We start from the raw sequence: 15,338 nt of genomic DNA, 5'->3' as shown, positions 1-15,338 counted from the left end.
TCGGGCGAATCACAGTGCGGTGCGGGAATGCCCGCGGGGGTGTGTGCGCTGTTATCGGAGAGCTTCGATACCCCTGAAAGGCAGTATTCGCATGTCCCCTGCGCTGTCCATTCTCGATCTGGCGACCATCGCCCGCGGCCGGTCCGCCCGGGAGAGCTTCGCGCACAGCGTGCGGCTGGCGCAGACCGCGGAACGCGCCGGGTATCGGCGAGTCTGGTATGCCGAGCATCACAACATGGGTTCGATCGCCTCCAGCGCCACCAGTGTGCTGATCGGTCACGTGGCCGAGCACACCGAGACGATCCGGGTCGGCGCCGGCGGCATCATGCTGCCGAACCACTCCCCGCTGGTCATCGCCGAACAGTTCGGCACCCTCGAGACCCTGTTCCCGGGGCGCATCGATCTCGGGCTGGGCCGCGCGCCCGGCAGCGACCGCAACACCATGTACGCGTTGCGCCGTGACCCCAACTCGGCCGACCGGTTCCCGCAGGACGTCCTGGAGTTGCAGGGCTACCTGAGCGGCGAGTCCCGGGTGGCCGGTGTGAAGGCGGTACCGCGCGCGGAAGGCATTGTGCCGCTCTACATTCTGGGCTCGTCGCTGTTCGGCGCGCAGTTGGCCGCGCAGTTCGGCCTGCCGTACGCCTTCGCCTCCCATTTCGCGCCGGCCGCGCTGCACGAGGCGGTGGCGGTGTACCGCGCGAACTTCACGCCCTCCGAACAACTGGCGCAGCCGTATGTCATGGCCGCGCTCAACGTCTTCGCCGCCGCCGACCACGAGACCGCGCAGGACCAGCGCGCGGCGGCCTACCGGGACCGTGCCCGCCGCATGATCGCGCGCGGCCCGGCACACGGCGAATTCACCGATGCCGAGATCGACGCATTCCTGGCCTCCCCCAACGGCAGTCAGCTCGCCGATATGACGCGGTACACGGCGGCCGGCACCCCCGACGAGATCCGCGACTACCTCACCGATTTCGCGCAGTCGATCGGGGCGGACGAGCTGATCACCGCCCATCACGCCATCGATATCGAGGACCGGATCCGCTCGGTGGAACTCACCGCCGCGGCCCTGGCCACCGAACCGGCCGCCGCCGGCTGATCGATCGACCCCGCGCGCCGGACACTGCGGACAGACCGGATGGGTTAGCCTGACGGTTGCTCTCGCCGACCCAGCCTGACTTGCTTCGCTGACCGCAGACGAAGGAGAACGCCGTGGTGGTCCGACGCATCGCCCGCCCGTTGCTTGCCGGAGTGTTCGTGGTGGACGGTCTCTACACGCTCACCCACCCCCAGCCGAGCATCGCCGTCACCGAGGATCTGGTGCTGCGCGGACAGCGGGCGCTGCCCGACCCGCTGGCGGCCCGGATCCCGGAGGACGCCGGGACTATGGTCCGCGCGAACGCGGCCGCCCGGGTGATCGGCGGCACGCTGCTGGCGCTGGGCCGGCTGCCCCGGTTGAGCGCGGCCGTGATCGCGGCCACGGTCGTACCGTCGACCATCGTCCAGCAGTCCTTCCCGACCGACGGCGACCCGGCGCTGCGGGCCGCCAAGCGCCAGGCCCTGCTCAAGGATCTGGGCCTGCTCGGCGGACTGCTGATCGCCGCCACCGACGCCAAGGGCACACCGACCTGGACCGAACGCGGCCACAATGCCGCACTGCACGTCGAGAGCGCCGCCCAGCGCGCGGCCGGCGCGGTCACCGCGGCCCTGCCGGCGGCCGGCGCGGTGGTCGCCGAACACGCCCCGATCTGGCGGCAGCGCGGCGAAGAAGCGGCCCAGCGCGTCGCGACCGTCGTGTCCACCACGATCCCGGAGGCCACGGCCGCGGTCGCCGAACACGCCCCGATCTGGCGGCAGCGCGGCGAAGAGGCCGCCCAGCGCGTCGCGACCGTCGTGTCGAACGCGATGCCCGACGCCACGGCCGCGGTCGCCGAACACGCCCCGATCTGGCGGCAGCGCGGCGAAGAGGCCGCCCAGCGCGTCGCGACCGTCGTGTCGAACGCGATGCCCGACGCCACGGCCGCGGTCGCCGAACACGCGCCGGTCTGGCGCCGGCGGGGTGAGGAGGCGGCGCAGCGCGTGGCGACCGCCCTGCCCGCCTACGGCGCGGTGGTCGCGGATTCCGCGCGGGAGGCCGGGCAGTGGCTGCACAGCGAGGCCGACCGGCTGCGCGACACCGTCGTGGCCACGCCCGCACCCGCGAAGAGCCGGCGCGGCCGGCGGCGCGGCCGGCGGCGGCGCTGAGCTACGACGGGTCCGCCCGCGGCCGGACCAGCAGTAGCACCGCCACACCGATACCGACGCCGATCATGGTGTCCAGGCCACGGTCCACGACGAGTTCGCGCGGTGCGGTGGGGCTCGCCAGGTCGGTCATGAGCATGATCAGCGGGGTGAAGAAACCCATGGCCAGGGCATAGTTGCGCGCCATGAACTGCTCGGTCGGGAAGATCAGCACCATGACCACGATCGCCAGCGTGCGCGGCTGCGGATGCGGTAGCAGCAGCAGCGCCGTCGCGACCAGGCCCGCGTAGGTGCCGACGATCCGGTGGACCGCCCGCTGCACGCTGTACCCGGTGTCGGCGGCCCGCGCCGCCAGCGGGACCGCCGCCGAGATCATCGCCCAATTGGCATGCGCGACACCGAGAGCCACGCCGCAGGCGCCGGCCAGCCCGACCGCGAGCGGATAGCGGATCGCGTTCAGCACCGGAGTGACCTGCCGATCGGCGTCGACGTGGGTGCGATGCCGGGTACGGGTGTCGAGCCGGCCGATCACGATCGCCCACACCGCGGTGGCCGCACAGATCGCCACCGCGACCCCGGGCCACACCGCGCCGGCCGGCACCATTGCGCACGCGCCGAGCGCGAACAACGCGAAGAACGGGCCGCGCGGCAGCAGTTGCCGGCTGTCGGCGAACACCGAGCCGACAGCGGCGAACACGGTCTCCACCACGACCAGCCGGACCGAGGTGACACCGGTCGCGGCCAGGATCACGCCGACGGTCACGCCGGTGATCAGGAACGCCGCGGCCTCGCACTGATGGCGCAGCCGCGTCCGGCGGTCGTCGATCCGGCCGTACATCCCGGTGAACGAGCCGAACACGGCGTACAGCAGCAGGTCCGGGCGGCCCACGGCCACCAGGATCACCCCGGGTACCGCCAGGCCCGCCGCCACGCGCAGTGCGTGCTGGCGGTCGTCGGCGCGCGGTCCGACGGTGAACAGGCTGCCGATCGCCCTGCCCAGCATGCGAAGTACCTCCCGATGGTGCGGACTCGCATCATATGTGCTGCCTGATTGCTGTCCTTCCGCGAAGCATGCGCCCGCACCGCCGACCGGCCCGGCGTGTGGACCGCGGCGTGGACCGCCGCGGCGGCGGTGGCGATCGGTGGCGCCGGTCACCGCGGTCCGTGCTGGTTGTGTGGGCGGCGCTGCGGGTGGTCGTGCGCGACGCCACCGCGTGGCGGCTGCTACTGGCGGGCCTGCTCACCGGGCTGGGTGTTGTCGTCGTCAGGCACTGTCTCGGCATATGTCGGGCTCACCGAGTCCGAAGATCGTGAGGCCGCCGGAAGACCGAGCGGGACACGACGATCGGAAGCCACCGGCGCTAGGCGTCCGCCCGTCCCCGCGATGCGGCGGGCATGCCCGGAAACGGACAGTGCGTTCGCACGGCTGCGAGTGGGTAATTTCCAGTATTCCGCCGATCGGGTGGGACATGCTTCCGGAGACGAATCCGGAAATCACCTGTTTTGATCGTAATCCACTGTCGAACCACGGAATCGGCGGCCCGGCGAGGACAATGCCGACCTAATTTATTGCTATTGGCCGCTTTTCGAATGCCGGTGATCGAATAGTTGTAATCGGCGCGCGAATTCCCCCGTTCCGGCTACAGCAGATCAGCTAAGTTGGGCGCCTGTCCAAACATGAAACATGTTGCAGGACTATTTATCTCGATCGGGAGTCGTTCCATGTTTGATCCCATTTACGAAACCCCTGGTAAAAGCACCTACGGCCGCGTCAACCGGCGCGGCTTCCTGGCCGCGAGCGGTGCCGTCGTCGGCGCCGCACTACTCGCCCGGTCCGGCCGCGCGAGCGCCCTACCGACCCAGACCATCGCCGACGGCGCGAGCGTCCCGATCCTGATCATCGGCTCCGGCTACGGAGGTGCGGTGGCCGCGCTGCGCCTGGCCCTGGCCGGGCAGCAGGTCGCCGTCGTGGAGAAGGGAATGTCCTGGAGCACACCGGGTTCCGACGGCAAGGTGTTCTGCAACATGCTCAGCCCGGACGGCCGGTCGTTCTGGCTGCGCACCATGACCGATCAGCCGATCAACCACTTCCTCGGCGTGCCCTACAACAAGTCCATCTCCCGCTATACCGGCGTGCTGGACTCCGAGCAGTTCAGCGGGATCCGCATCTACCAGGGGCGCGGGGTCGGCGGTGGCTCGCTGGTCAACGGCGGTATGGCCGTGACGCCGAAACAGCAGTACTTCGGCAGCATTCTGCCCTCGGTCGACGCGGCCTCGATGTACAGCACCTACTATCCGCGCGCCAACGCGAACCTCAAGGTCAACAACGTCGACCAGACCTGGTTCGAGAGCGCCGACTGCTACCAGTTCGCCCGCACCGGCCGCCGCACCGCCCAGGCCTCCGGCTTCACCACCACATTCGTGCCCAACGTCTACGACTTCAACTACATGAAGCAGGAACAGGCCAATACGGCCCCGCGCTCGGCCCTGAACGCGGAAGTCATCTACGGCAACAACTACGGCAAGAACTCGCTGGACAAGACCTACCTGGCGGCCGCGGTCGCCACCGGCAAGGTCACCATCACCCCGCAGCACGTCGTCACCACCGTGAAGCCCTCCGGGTCGGGCTACAGCGTGGTGATGAACCAGATCGACACCAACGGCAGCACCGTCGCCACCAAAACCGTGACGGCACAGAAGGTCTTCTTCGCCGCGGGCAGCGTCGGGACCAGCAAGCTGCTCGTCACGCAGCGCGCCACCGGCGCCCTGCCGAACCTGCCCGCCTCGGTCGGCACCGGCTGGGGCAACAACGGAAATGTCATGGTGGCCCGGCAGAACCAGGCCTGGGACCCGACCGGCAGCCTGCAGTCCTGCATCCCGGTGATGGGTATCGACAACTGGGCCGACACCGGCGGCCCCGCGTTCGCCGAGATCTCCCCGTTCCCGGCCGGCCTGGAAACCTTCGCCAGTCTTTATCTTGCGATAACGAAGAATCCGAACCGCGCCACGTTCAGCTACAACTCGACCTCCGGTGGAGTGGACCTGAACTGGCAGCAGGCCTGGAATCAGCCCAGTATCGATGCCGCCAAACGCATCTTCGATCCGATCAACGCGAAACAATGGACCATCTACCGCACCGATCTGTTCGGTGAATACAAGACCTGGGGTGACGATTTCGCTTACCATCCGCTCGGCGGCTGCGTGCTGAACGTGTCCACCGACAACTACGGGCGCCTGCCCGGATATCCGGGTCTGTACGTCATCGACGGTTCGCTGATCCCCGGCTGCACCACGGTGAATCCGTTCGTGACGATCACCGCGCTGGCCGAACGCAATATCGAGAACATCGTCGCCAACGACTTCCACTAGTCACGCAGGGCGGCACGGGGTTTCGGGAATCCCGACCCGAAATCCCGTGCCGCCACCGGCGTTCAGTCCGGGAGCGGACGGCGGCCGGTGATGGTGAGCAGGATGTCCTTGGCCGGCAACAGCACCTCGGTGCCGGAGCCGATGGTCAGGTCCGCGTCGGTGGCGCGCAGTTGCCGACCGTCGAGGTCGACGCCGAAGTACGCCAACGACTTCGGGGTCGCATGCCGTACCACCGTGGCGATCCGCTCCGGCGGGGCGGGCGCCAGCCCGAGCGGCTCGGTGATGTCCAGGCCGTGGATCACGTCGTGGGACAGCGCGCCCGCCGGTCCGCCGCCCGGCGGCCGCCACGGGTGCTCGACATTGTCACGCAGCGCGGCGAGCAGGTCGGCGTCGCTCATCCGGGCGGTGTCGGCGCGCGCGGCGCGGTCGGCGAACCGGTGGAACGAGAATCCGGCGCCGACCAGGCCGAGCAGGAACCTCGGCGGCGAGAGCCGGAACGGCATGGTGAGGTGCGCGACGACCTCCCGGACCGTCCAGCCCGCGCACAGCGAGGGCGTACCCCACTCGTCGCGGGTGCGGCCGGTGAGCAGGTCGGCGAGGCGCTGCCGCTCGGCCACGGTCTGTTCGCGCAGGTAGGCATCGGTGTCAGGCATGTATCCGTCGTTTCGTCGGGGGCAGGTTCACTACTGATACGACCGCCCGGGCCCCGACTCATCGGCCGGCGGACACCAACTTCTCCGGCAGCCCGAACTCCGGGAACCGGTCACCGGAACCGAGGAAGGTCACCGTGCGCGCGATCCGGCCGTCGCGGGCCTCCACCGCGATCAGCGCGAACGGCCGCAACACGCCCGCGGTGTCGGGCCGGTACTGACCGAAACCCGCCGACCCGTTGAACGCCACCGGGACCAGCCGGTCGTCCACGCAGGCGTCGGTGGCCGCGAACATCGCGAGGAACGCGCCCCGGCCGGTGACCCGCCAGGCGAACGGCGGCATGCTCGTTTCGACGTCCGCGCACAGCAGCGAGGCCAACAGCTCGACGTCGTGGGTCTCGAATGCGGTGGTGTAGCGGTCGAGCAGCTCGCGATCGCGCGCGTCGGCGAGGTCGAGCGCGGCGGTCGGCGCGGGCCGCACCTCGTTCAGCGTCGCTCGCGCGCGCTGCACCGCGCTGTTGACCGCGGCGGTGCTGGTGCCCAGCATGCCGGCCACATCGGCGGCAGTGAACTCCAGCACCTCTCGTAGCACCAGGGCGGCGCGCTGTCGCGGCGGCAGATGCTGCAGGGCCGCCACGAACGCCAGTCGCACCGATTCCCGCCGGATCACCACGTCGGCCGGATCGTCAGGCCCGATCAGCCGGGCGTCCGGCGCGGGTTCCACCCACCGCTCCCCCGGCAGCACCGCGTCGGGATCGAAATCCGCCCCGGCCGGGCCCTCCCACACCAGCATCCGGCGCCAGGCGGCACGCAGCATGTCGAGGCAGATATTGGTCGCGATGGCGTGCACCCAGGTGGACAGCCGGGCCCGCGCCGGATCGAAGGTGTCGAGCCGGGCGCAGGCGCGGATCAGTGTCTCCTGCACGGCGTCCTCGGCATCGGCCGCCGAACCGAGCATGCGATAGCAGTACCCGGTCAAGGGGACGCGCAGCGCGTCGAGCGCGCCCGGCGAGACGTCGACCTCGGCAGCCATTCCACCCATGATGCCAGCCGGCGGGGTGGCGACCGGATCCGGCGGGTTTCCCCCCGGGCCGGATAGTTACCGAAAGTTTGCTCAACTCGGCTCAAGATCACGTAGCGTGTGCCGTTACGGCAGCTGCGCGCGGTGGCTGACGCCCCGCAGCAACGCCTCGATCTCGATCGGACCAAGCAATTCAGTACCGAACAGCGGAACTTCCGTAGGTAGAGGAGTACGCGTCAGGCAACCCCAGCTTCCGAGCAGAGGAGTTCGCGAGATGATTACTCGACGCCAGTATCCGAGCTACGTCTTCACCCTCGGCGGCGCCACCGCATTGGCCTTCGGACTGCTGACCGGGCCGCACTCCGCCACCGCCGACCCGGCCGCGGACGCCGCCGCCATCGACGCCCGCTACGCCGAATACGGCGGCGCCGGGTCGTTGCTCGGTGAGCCGCTCGGGCCGGCGACCGAGATCGCCGGCGGCGCCGAGCGCGACTACCGCGGCGGATACATCTACTACTCGCCGTCCACCGGCGCCAAGGTGATCTACGGCGATATCGCCGAGAAGTACCGGGCGATGGGCGGTCCGGCGAGCCCGCTCGGCTTCCCGATCAACGACGAGTCGCCCGCGACCGACGGGATCGGCCGGTTCAACGACTTCGCCGCACCCGGCGGGGCCGCCATGTACTGGAAACCCGACGGCGGCACCTGGCTGGTCAAGGGCCCGGTCCTGACCGCGTGGCGGGCCAGCGGCGACGTCACCGGACCGTTCGGGTATCCGACCTCCGACGTGACCGGCGTGAACGGCACCGACAGCGCGCAATTCGCCGGCCCCGGCGGCACCGAGATCTCCTGGTCGCCGGCGGCCGGTCTGGTCACCACACCGGCCGACCTCGCGACGAACCTGCCCGGCTACCACGTACCGGGCGGCGGCACCGAGGGCGCGCCGGCGGCACCGCCCGCGGCCGCGGCGTCCACGGACAACGGGATCAACCGCTGGTGGGGGCTGCCGATCGGCCTGGCCATCGCGGCCGCCGTCGGTTGGCTGCTGTCGCTGATCGGCAAGCAGCTGGCGAGCGAGCCACTGGTCGGGCGCAAGCCCGCCACCCGTACCGCCGAGCCCGAACCCCGGTACCGCACCACGGGCGACCACGTCACCCGCCGGCCGGAGGCGCCGCCGATCCCCGAACGCCCCGCCCCGACCTACCGCTCCGCCCGGCCCGACCTCCCGACCGAGCGGTCCGGCCGGGAGAAGCCGCGGATCACACCGGAGTCGGCGGAGGACGTCCCGTTCTCCTACGACCACAAGACCCTCGGCGACCAGGACCGGTAACCCGACTCGCAGCTCAGAAAGGGAAACGACCATGGATTGGTTGCTGGGTTTGATCGGCGGACTGGTCGGCGGCAATCTGGCCGGTCTGGGCAAGAACGCGCTGAGTCTGGGCGTCGGCGGTAACAGCGTCGCCGGTGCCGTCGGCGGTGGCCTCACCGGTGCGCTCATCGAGGCGCTGAGCAGCGGCGGCCTCGACTTCGGCCAGGTCATCGCGCAGGTCGGTGGTGGTGGCGCGGTGGGCGCGGTCCTGACCACACTGGTCGGCATGCTGACGAAGGGGCGAGCGACCGCGCAGCCCAGGTGATCTCGGCCCAGGGCGCCCGCCCCGGCACCCGCCGGCGGCGGGCGCCGCGCATCGATGCCCGGATGTCGGCCACCGCCGGTACAATCACGGCATTCCGAAGAGTAAGTAGTGGAGACAGTTCTCGTGCCGGACCGTGCCGTGGGCGCACCCGCCACCACCAATGTTCAACTCCTGCAGGCGGTGCTGCAGTCCTCCGTGCAACTCGGGGTGTCACCCGAGGCGCTCACGCGCGAATGCCGGCTCACCACACCGCTGCCCACTACCGAGCATGCCAGCATCCCCAGTACACAGTATCTGCGTGCCTGGGAAGTCATCGAATTTCTCACCGGCGCAACCGATATCGCGCAGCAGGTGGCGGAGCGCTACGACCCGCGCCTGATCGGGATCCACCATTACCTGACCATCACCGCACCCACGCTGCGCGACGCCATGGAGATCAACAACCGCTATCGCGCGACGCTGAGCACCGACCGCGGCGCCCGGGCCCGCACCTCCGGCAACGGCGCCGGCAGTTTCGATTTCGCGTCCGACCCGCGCGGCCCCCGCGGCGCGCAACTCTCGGCCCAGTTCGGTGTGTTCGCCTATTTCGTGCGCGCCTGTGACCTGACCGGCGCGCCGCTGGCCGCCGAACACGTGAGTTTCCGGCAGCCGGCGCCGGCGCACCACCGCCACCTGATCGAGTTCTTCCGGACCGATTCGATCGAATTCGACGCCCCCGCCGACCGGGTCACCTTGCGCGCGGCCGACCTCGAACTCCCGTCCCGCTTCGCCGACCCGAACCTCGCCGCCGTCCTGGCCGCCGCCGCGGCCGATATGCAGTCGCCGCCGGTCACCGACTGGCCCGGCCGGCTCGCCGAGATCCTCGTCGCCGCCCTGGACGACGGCCCGGTCACCATCCACCAGGTCGCCCACAACCTCGCCATGAGCCCCCGCAGCCTGCAACGCCGCCTCGCCGAGGAGGGCACCACGTGGCGCGCCGAACTCGACCACGCCCGCCGCCTCCGCTACGAACGCGGCCGCGCCGCCCACCTCAACGACACCGAACGCGCCCGCGCCCTCGGCTACACCGACCCCCGCTCCGCCCGCAGAACCATCAGCCGCTGGGCGAACTCCCAACCCTGACAGCGCTTTACGTCTTCTCGGCGGTCACGTATTCCATTCTCTCGGTGAGGCCGCGTAGTTCGGGAGGCAGGTCGTCGACCGCGCGGCCGTATTCGGCGGCGAGGTCGAAGGGGTTGGCGGTGTGGACATTCCAGCCGCGGCGGGACAGCAGGTCGGCGGGATCTTCGCGAGGGTCGTCGTACCAGAGGTCGCCGATGTCGACGGTGCCGAAGGGGTTGCTGCCGAAGTACTTGTCTTCCAGGGCGGCGAAAGTCGCGGGATCTACGCGACCGGTGAATTCGTCGGCGGCCACGCTGCTGCCGGGCGCGGATCGGGCGTCGATGCGGGTGAAGAGCGCGTCGTGGGCCGCGCCGGGCAGGAACGGGAGCAGGCCCTCGGCGGACCATACGGTGGGGCGGGCCGGGTCGAAACCGGCCGCGGCCAACGCGTACGGCCAGTCGTCGCGCAGATCGACCGCGATCGCGCGCCGTTCGGCGGCGGGAACGGCCCGATGGTCGGCGAGCACCCGGTGCTTGAACTCCAGGACCAGGGGCTGATCGATCTCGTAGACGACCATGTCGGCGGGCCAGTCCAGGCGGTAGGCGCGGGCGTCCAGGCCGGCGGCGAGGATCACCGCCTGGCGGACGCCGCTGGTCCATGCGGCCGCGAAGAATTCGTCGAAGAACCTGGTCCGGACGCCCATGAACCGGCCGAAGCGCTCGCGCGGGCCGGCCGCCGCCGGATCCGCCAGCAGCTGCACGAAGTGCGGTTCGTCGGCGGCCGCCACGAACCAGGGCGCGTAGTCGTCCCGGATCAGCCCGTCGGGATCGTTGCTCTCCAGTGCGCGAAAGGCCGCGACGCCCAAGGCGGTCAGGCCCACACTCGTCACGATGTCCCAGCTGTCTCCGTCGGTTCGCATGTCGTCACCTCGTTCAGCGATGTGTCAGGCGAGCATTCGTTGCCTTCAGTTGCCGGGCCGTGCCGGCGGTCAGCCGGTCGACCGCGTCGGCGTCGAGCCGGCCGCACACGTGGTCCCAATGCAGGGCCACCTGATCGCCGCAGGCAATGTCCGCGGCGACCACGGCCGTACCCGGGGTCACCGATACCGTCCAGACGTCCTCGGCCGACAGGGTGAGCCGATCGCCGGTCCAGCCCAGGCGTTTCCCGCACACCGTGAGCGTGCGGCTGTCGCGGGCACACACGCGGGCCGGTGTGATCCGGCAGCTGTCCAGGATCCGGATGGGCTGGTCGGCCGGTACCCGGCCCAGCAGATGGGTCCACGGGTAGATGCCGAAGACGTGGAAATTGTGGTCGGGCGCGGCCTCGGTGGCCAAGGCCGGGGTCAGGTGCTCCCAGTATCCGCCGACGATGGGGGCGATGATCGCCAGCAGCTCGGCCAGGAACTTCGCCGGCGCCACGCCGGAGCCGAGTCCGCCACCGAGCCAATAGGATTCGACCAGGCGCGGGTCGAGCGGGTCGGCGATCCCGGTGAGCGCGGACAGCACCCGCAGATACGGCCACGCCCCCGTGAAGTGCCGAGCCAGCACTCGGATCTCGGCATCGGTGCGATCGGCCAGGCCCTCGGCGGGACCGCAGTAGCCCAGCGCGTTCGGCGCATACGCGTAGCGCGCGAACAGTTGCGGCCCGCTCGGCGCGGTCACGGTGCGGGCTCCGCCGCCGGTCGAGTGCGCTTGGCGTCGCGGTAACGCCACGTCGCGACGGCCAGCAGCCACACGCCCAGGAACAGCGCCGCGATCGCGAACCCCAGCGATCCCAGATCCATGTTCCCGATCCACGCCACCGGACCCGATGTGATGCGCAGCCGCTCGGCGACCACCGACACGATCTGTTGGCCGCCGATCAGCAGCGCCACCAGCACCGACAGCCCCGTCACCACCAGGTTGTAGTAGATCTTGCGGCGCGGCTCGGCGAACGCCCAGCCGTAGGCGTAGCTCATGTACGCGCCGTCGAGCGAGTCGAACAGCGTCATGCCCGCCGAGAACAGCACCGGCAGTACGAGAATCGCGTACCACGGCACCTCGCCGGTGGCGGCACCACCGGCGAGCACCAGCAGGCTCACCTCGGTGACGGTGTCGAACCCGAGGCCGAACAGCAGTCCGATCGGATACATGTGCCGCGGCTCGCGCACACCGCGCACCAGCGGCGACAGCAGCCGGTTGATCGCCCCCCGCGTCTCCAGCAGCGCGTCGAGTGCCGTCTCGTCGTAGTGACCGCGGCGTTGCGCGCGCAGCGCCCGGCCGATGCCGAACAGCGACACCAGGTTCAGCAGGGCGATGAGGAGCAGGAACGTCCCGGAGATGCCACTGCCGAGTATCCCCGCGTAGGTGTGCAGCCGGGAGTGCTCGTCCCGCACCCCGGACGCCAGCGCCCGCACCCCGAACGCGAGTGCGAGCACCATCACGAAGACGACCGACGAATGGCCGAGCGAGAACCAGAACCCGACCGACAGCGGTTTCCGGTTCTCGGCCACCAGTTTCCGGGTGGTGTTGTCGATGGCGGCGATGTGATCGGCGTCGAAGGCGTGCCGCACGCCCAACGTGTACGCGGTCAGGCCCAGGCCGGCGCCGAAAACCGCTTCACTGGAAGCGAAACGACCGGGCACCACGACCGTGAGCAGCATGCCCCAGCCCACCACCTGCAGCAGCACCACGGTCGCGACCATGACCGTCACGCTGCGGCGCTGCGGCCGATCCCACTCCGACCACTCCCGCGTGACCATCGCCGACGTTGCTCGCCACATCGCTGCTCCCGATTTCGCGCCGCCTGCCGTTCAGCAGATCCGGGGCAGCTGTTCGCCGGCAGGCAGGTCCACCACCCTGGTCCCGCCGAGAGCGGTACGGGCGACCACCATACCGGGGTGGTCCGCGACGCATTCACCGATGATCGCGGCCCGGCTGCCCAGCGGATGCGCCCGCATCGCCGCCAGCACACGATCGGCGTCCTCGGGCGCGACGAACGCGACCGCCTTGCCCTCGTTCGCCACGTAAAGCGGGTCCAAACCCAGTAGACCACAGGCGTCACGGACCCCGTCGGGGATGGGCAGCAGCCGCTCGTCGAGCCGCACACCGACTTCCGCTACCTTCGCGATCTCGTTGAGCGTGGCGGCGACCCCGCCGCGGGTCGGGTCGCGCAGCACGTGCACGTCGGCACCCGTGGCCAGGACTGCGGCGACCAGACCGTTCAGCGGCGCGGTGTCGCTCAGCACGGTGGTGCCGAATTGCAGGCCTTCGCGGCAGCTCATCACCGCGATCCCGTGCACCCCGATATCACCGCTGATCAGCACGATGTCGCCGGGCCGTGCCCGCTGCGGGCGGATGTCCACCCCGTCGGGCACCACCCCGATACCGGCGGTGTTGATGAACACACCGTCCCCGTGCCCGGCATCCACCACCTTGGTGTCGCCGGTGACCAGCTTCACCCCGGCCGCGCCGGCCGCGGTGCCGAGAGCCTCCGCGACCCTGGCGATCTCGGCCAGTTCGGTCCCCTCCTCGAGGATGAACGCGGTCGACAGCACCAGCGGCCGCGCGCCGACCATGGCCAGATCGTTCACCGTCCCGTTGACGGCCAGCTCGCCGATCGTGCCGCCCGGGAACACCAGGGGTTTCACCACGAACGAGTCGGTGGAGAACGCCAGCCGGACGTCACCGACCTCCACCACCGCCGCGTCCCCGAGTTCGGCCTGCGCGGCCGCGCCGAACGCCGGCAGGAACAGGTACTCGATCAGCTCGCCGGACATCGCGCCGCCACCGCCGTGCGCCATCACGATGGTCGGCGAATCCCGCAGCGGCAGTGGACATACCCAGCCACCGGGATCGATCACCGGTAGCGGCGTGGACGTTTCGGCTTCGTCAAGCATGTGCCACCTCCGCGGGCTGGTCCAGCCGCCGGTACAGGTAGTAGGCCGCGCACGCGCCCTCGGCGGATACCATGGTGGCACCCAACGGGTTCCGCGGCGTACAGGTCTTGCCGAAGGCCGCGCACTCGGTCGGCTTGATCAGCCCCTGCAGCACCTCGCCGGAGCGGCAGATCGAGGATTCGTCGGTGTGCAGATCCTGGACGTCGAACCGGTGTTCGGCGTCGTAGGCCCGATACTTCGGCGACAGCCGCCACCCGCTGCGCGGGATGACACCGATCCCCCGCCAGCCGCGGTCGGTGACCTCGAAGACGTCCTCGAGCATGGCCTTGGCCGCCGGGTTGCCCTCGGCCGGCACCGCGCGCGGGTACGCGTTCTCCACCTCGTAGCGGCCGGCCTCCAGCTGCGCCACCGTGCGCCGGATCCCCTCGAGGATGTCCAGCGGCTCGAATCCGGTGACCACCATGGGAACCCTGTACTTCGCCGCCAACGGCGGATACTCGCCGGTGCCCATGACCGCGCACACGTGCCCGGCCGCGAGGAAGCCCTGCACCCGGCAGTCCGGAGACTCCATGATGGCGGCGATGGCCGGCGGCACCAGCACATGGGAGACCAGCAGGGAGAAGTTCTCGATCCCGAGCCGCTGCGCCTGGTACACGGTCATGGCGTTGGCCGGGGCGGTGGTCTCGAATCCGATACCGAAGAACACCACCTGCTTGTCGGGGTTCTGTCTGGCGATGGTCAGCGCGTCCAGCGGCGAGTACACCACCCGGACGTCGCCGCCCGCGCTCTTGATCCGGAACAGATCCTGGGAACTGCCCGGGACCCGGAGCATGTCGCCGAACGAGCAGAAGATGACGTCGGGGCGGGCCGCGATCTCGAGCGCCTTGTCGATGATCTCGAGCGGGGTGACGCACACCGGGCAGCCGGGGCCGTGGATCATTTCGATCTGGTCCGGCAGCAGCTGGTCGATGCCGTGCCGGATGATCGAATGCGTCTGCCCGCCACAGACTTCCATGATCGACCAGCGCCGGGTGGTGGTGGCGCGGATCCGTTCGAGCAGATTGCGGGCCAGTTCGGGATTGCTGAATTCGTCCAGATACTTCATCGGTTCACCTCGTTCACGGACGGGGACTCGGGCGGTGTCGTGGTGGGATCCGGGAGCCCGGCCTGCTTGGCCGCGGTCGCGAACCCGCCGCCGAACTCCTCCTTCAGCACACCGAGATGTTCGAATTCGGCCAGCGTGCGCAGCGCCGACTCCTCGTCGAGCCGCTGGATGGCGAATCCGACGTGGACGACGACGTAGTCGCCGACCGCCGCGTCCGGGATGTACTCCAGGCAGACGTCCTTGTGCACGCCGCCGAAGTCGACCACCGACATCTGCGTGCCGTCGCTTTCGTAGAGGTCGAGCACCTTTCCCGGGACTGCCAGGCACATGATGCGCTCCT

15 protein-coding genes are annotated in these 15,338 nt (G+C 70.0%); 6 read left to right on the top strand and 9 right to left on the bottom strand.

Annotated features, from left to right (window positions below):
• Nucleotides 1–91: 91 nt before the first annotated feature.
• Nucleotides 92–1,099 (top strand): LLM class flavin-dependent oxidoreductase, encoded by a 1,008-nt coding sequence (locus EBN03_RS29750; protein ID WP_122191469.1) that lies wholly within the window; start codon nt 92–94, stop codon nt 1,097–1,099.
• A gap of 113 nt (nt 1,100–1,212) precedes the next feature.
• Complete coding sequence (locus EBN03_RS29745) at nt 1,213–2,244, top strand: DoxX family protein (protein ID WP_122191468.1); 1,032 nt, start codon at nt 1,213–1,215, stop codon at nt 2,242–2,244.
• Between the two features lies 1 nt (nt 2,245).
• On the opposite strand, the gene EBN03_RS29740 is transcribed toward EBN03_RS29745, so the two are convergent.
• Nucleotides 2,246–3,244, bottom strand: a complete 999-nt coding sequence (locus EBN03_RS29740; protein WP_122191467.1) for an FUSC family protein — start codon at nt 3,242–3,244, stop codon at nt 2,246–2,248.
• A gap of 719 nt (nt 3,245–3,963) precedes the next feature.
• Here EBN03_RS29740 and EBN03_RS29735 point away from each other — a divergent pair.
• On the top strand, nt 3,964–5,610 hold the full coding sequence (locus EBN03_RS29735; protein WP_122191466.1) for a GMC oxidoreductase: 1,647 nt from the start codon (nt 3,964–3,966) through the stop codon (nt 5,608–5,610).
• A 62-nt stretch (nt 5,611–5,672) separates the two neighbouring features.
• Here EBN03_RS29735 and EBN03_RS29730 read toward each other — a convergent pair whose 3' ends face one another.
• Both EBN03_RS29730 and EBN03_RS29725 read right to left on the bottom strand, forming a co-directional pair.
• A complete protein-coding gene (locus tag EBN03_RS29730; RefSeq protein ID WP_122191465.1) occupies nt 5,673–6,263 on the bottom strand; it encodes a maleylpyruvate isomerase family mycothiol-dependent enzyme in 591 nt (196 codons plus the stop codon).
• Nucleotides 6,264–6,321: 58 nt separating this feature from the next.
• The gene (locus EBN03_RS29725; RefSeq protein WP_233608727.1) at nt 6,322–7,293 is read right to left on the bottom strand and encodes an RNA polymerase subunit sigma-70; all 972 of its coding nucleotides are present in this window, start codon (nt 7,291–7,293) and stop codon (nt 6,322–6,324) included.
• 262 nt (nt 7,294–7,555) lie between these two features.
• Here EBN03_RS29725 and EBN03_RS29720 point away from each other — a divergent pair, with 262 nt between their 5' ends.
• The 3 genes from EBN03_RS29720 (at nt 7,556) to EBN03_RS29710 (ending at nt 10,037) form a co-directional block, all read left to right on the top strand.
• Entirely contained in the window at nt 7,556–8,611 is a 1,056-nt protein-coding gene (locus EBN03_RS29720; RefSeq protein WP_158675780.1) for an LGFP repeat-containing protein, read from the top strand.
• A gap of 31 nt (nt 8,612–8,642) precedes the next feature.
• Nucleotides 8,643–8,915 (top strand): hypothetical protein, encoded by a 273-nt coding sequence (locus EBN03_RS29715; protein ID WP_122191462.1) that lies wholly within the window; start codon nt 8,643–8,645, stop codon nt 8,913–8,915.
• Nucleotides 8,916–9,023: 108 nt separating this feature from the next.
• On the top strand, nt 9,024–10,037 hold the full coding sequence (locus tag EBN03_RS29710; RefSeq protein ID WP_122191461.1) for an AraC family transcriptional regulator ligand-binding domain-containing protein: 1,014 nt from the start codon (nt 9,024–9,026) through the stop codon (nt 10,035–10,037).
• Between the two features lie 7 nt (nt 10,038–10,044).
• Here the strand turns inward: EBN03_RS29710 and EBN03_RS29705 are convergent, their stop codons facing one another.
• The 6 genes from EBN03_RS29705 to EBN03_RS29680 are packed head-to-tail and all read right to left on the bottom strand — an operon-like array spanning nt 10,045 to nt 15,327.
• Nucleotides 10,045–10,935: a class I SAM-dependent methyltransferase gene (locus EBN03_RS29705; RefSeq protein ID WP_122191460.1), complete on the bottom strand. Its 891-nt coding sequence runs from the start codon at nt 10,933–10,935 to the stop codon at nt 10,045–10,047.
• A 13-nt stretch (nt 10,936–10,948) separates the two neighbouring features.
• Nucleotides 10,949–11,677 carry a DUF6390 family protein gene (locus EBN03_RS29700; protein ID WP_122191459.1) on the bottom strand — a complete coding sequence of 243 codons (729 nt, stop codon included), beginning with the start codon at nt 11,675–11,677 and terminating at the stop codon, nt 10,949–10,951.
• Nucleotides 11,674–12,777 carry a Nickel transporter NicT gene (gene nicT, locus EBN03_RS29695; RefSeq protein ID WP_233608726.1) on the bottom strand — a complete coding sequence of 368 codons (1,104 nt, stop codon included), beginning with the start codon at nt 12,775–12,777 and terminating at the stop codon, nt 11,674–11,676. The genes EBN03_RS29700 and nicT overlap by 4 nt, the downstream gene beginning before the upstream one ends.
• A 30-nt stretch (nt 12,778–12,807) precedes the next feature.
• Entirely contained in the window at nt 12,808–13,893 is a 1,086-nt protein-coding gene (gene hypE / locus EBN03_RS29690) for a hydrogenase expression/formation protein HypE (protein WP_122191458.1), read from the bottom strand.
• Entirely contained in the window at nt 13,886–14,998 is a 1,113-nt protein-coding gene (gene hypD / locus EBN03_RS29685) for a hydrogenase formation protein HypD (RefSeq protein WP_122191457.1), read from the bottom strand. Before hypD ends, hypE begins: the two co-directional genes overlap by 8 nt.
• Entirely contained in the window at nt 14,995–15,327 is a 333-nt protein-coding gene (locus EBN03_RS29680; protein ID WP_122191456.1) for a HypC/HybG/HupF family hydrogenase formation chaperone, read from the bottom strand. The genes hypD and EBN03_RS29680 overlap by 4 nt, the downstream gene beginning before the upstream one ends.
• Between the last annotated feature and the right edge of the window lie 11 nt (nt 15,328–15,338).

This window comes from Nocardia stercoris, from assembly GCF_003696265.1.
GTDB lineage: Bacteria > Actinomycetota > Actinomycetes > Mycobacteriales > Mycobacteriaceae > Nocardia > Nocardia stercoris.
The sequence above is the reverse complement of the archived record's forward strand: the minus strand, read 5'-3'. Positions and strand labels throughout refer to the sequence as shown.

Coding starts and splice junctions, on each gene's coding strand:
- EBN03_RS29740 (WP_122191467.1), bottom strand. CDS start 3,244: ATGCTGGGCAGGGCGATCGGCAGCCTGTTCACCGTCGGACCGCGCGCC.
- EBN03_RS29725 (WP_233608727.1), bottom strand. CDS start 7,293: ATGGCTGCCGAGGTCGACGTCTCGCCGGGCGCGCTCGACGCGCTGCGC.
- hypE (WP_122191458.1), bottom strand. CDS start 13,893: ATGCTTGACGAAGCCGAAACGTCCACGCCGCTACCGGTGATCGATCCC.
- EBN03_RS29730 (WP_122191465.1), bottom strand. CDS start 6,263: ATGCCTGACACCGATGCCTACCTGCGCGAACAGACCGTGGCCGAGCGG.
- EBN03_RS29715 (WP_122191462.1), top strand. CDS start 8,643: ATGGATTGGTTGCTGGGTTTGATCGGCGGACTGGTCGGCGGCAATCTG.
- EBN03_RS29680 (WP_122191456.1), bottom strand. CDS start 15,327: ATGTGCCTGGCAGTCCCGGGAAAGGTGCTCGACCTCTACGAAAGCGAC.
- EBN03_RS29720 (WP_158675780.1), top strand. CDS start 7,556: ATGATTACTCGACGCCAGTATCCGAGCTACGTCTTCACCCTCGGCGGC.
- EBN03_RS29705 (WP_122191460.1), bottom strand. CDS start 10,935: ATGCGAACCGACGGAGACAGCTGGGACATCGTGACGAGTGTGGGCCTG.
- EBN03_RS29750 (WP_122191469.1), top strand. CDS start 92: ATGTCCCCTGCGCTGTCCATTCTCGATCTGGCGACCATCGCCCGCGGC.
- hypD (WP_122191457.1), bottom strand. CDS start 14,998: ATGAAGTATCTGGACGAATTCAGCAATCCCGAACTGGCCCGCAATCTG.
- EBN03_RS29735 (WP_122191466.1), top strand. CDS start 3,964: ATGTTTGATCCCATTTACGAAACCCCTGGTAAAAGCACCTACGGCCGC.
- nicT (WP_233608726.1), bottom strand. CDS start 12,777: ATGTGGCGAGCAACGTCGGCGATGGTCACGCGGGAGTGGTCGGAGTGG.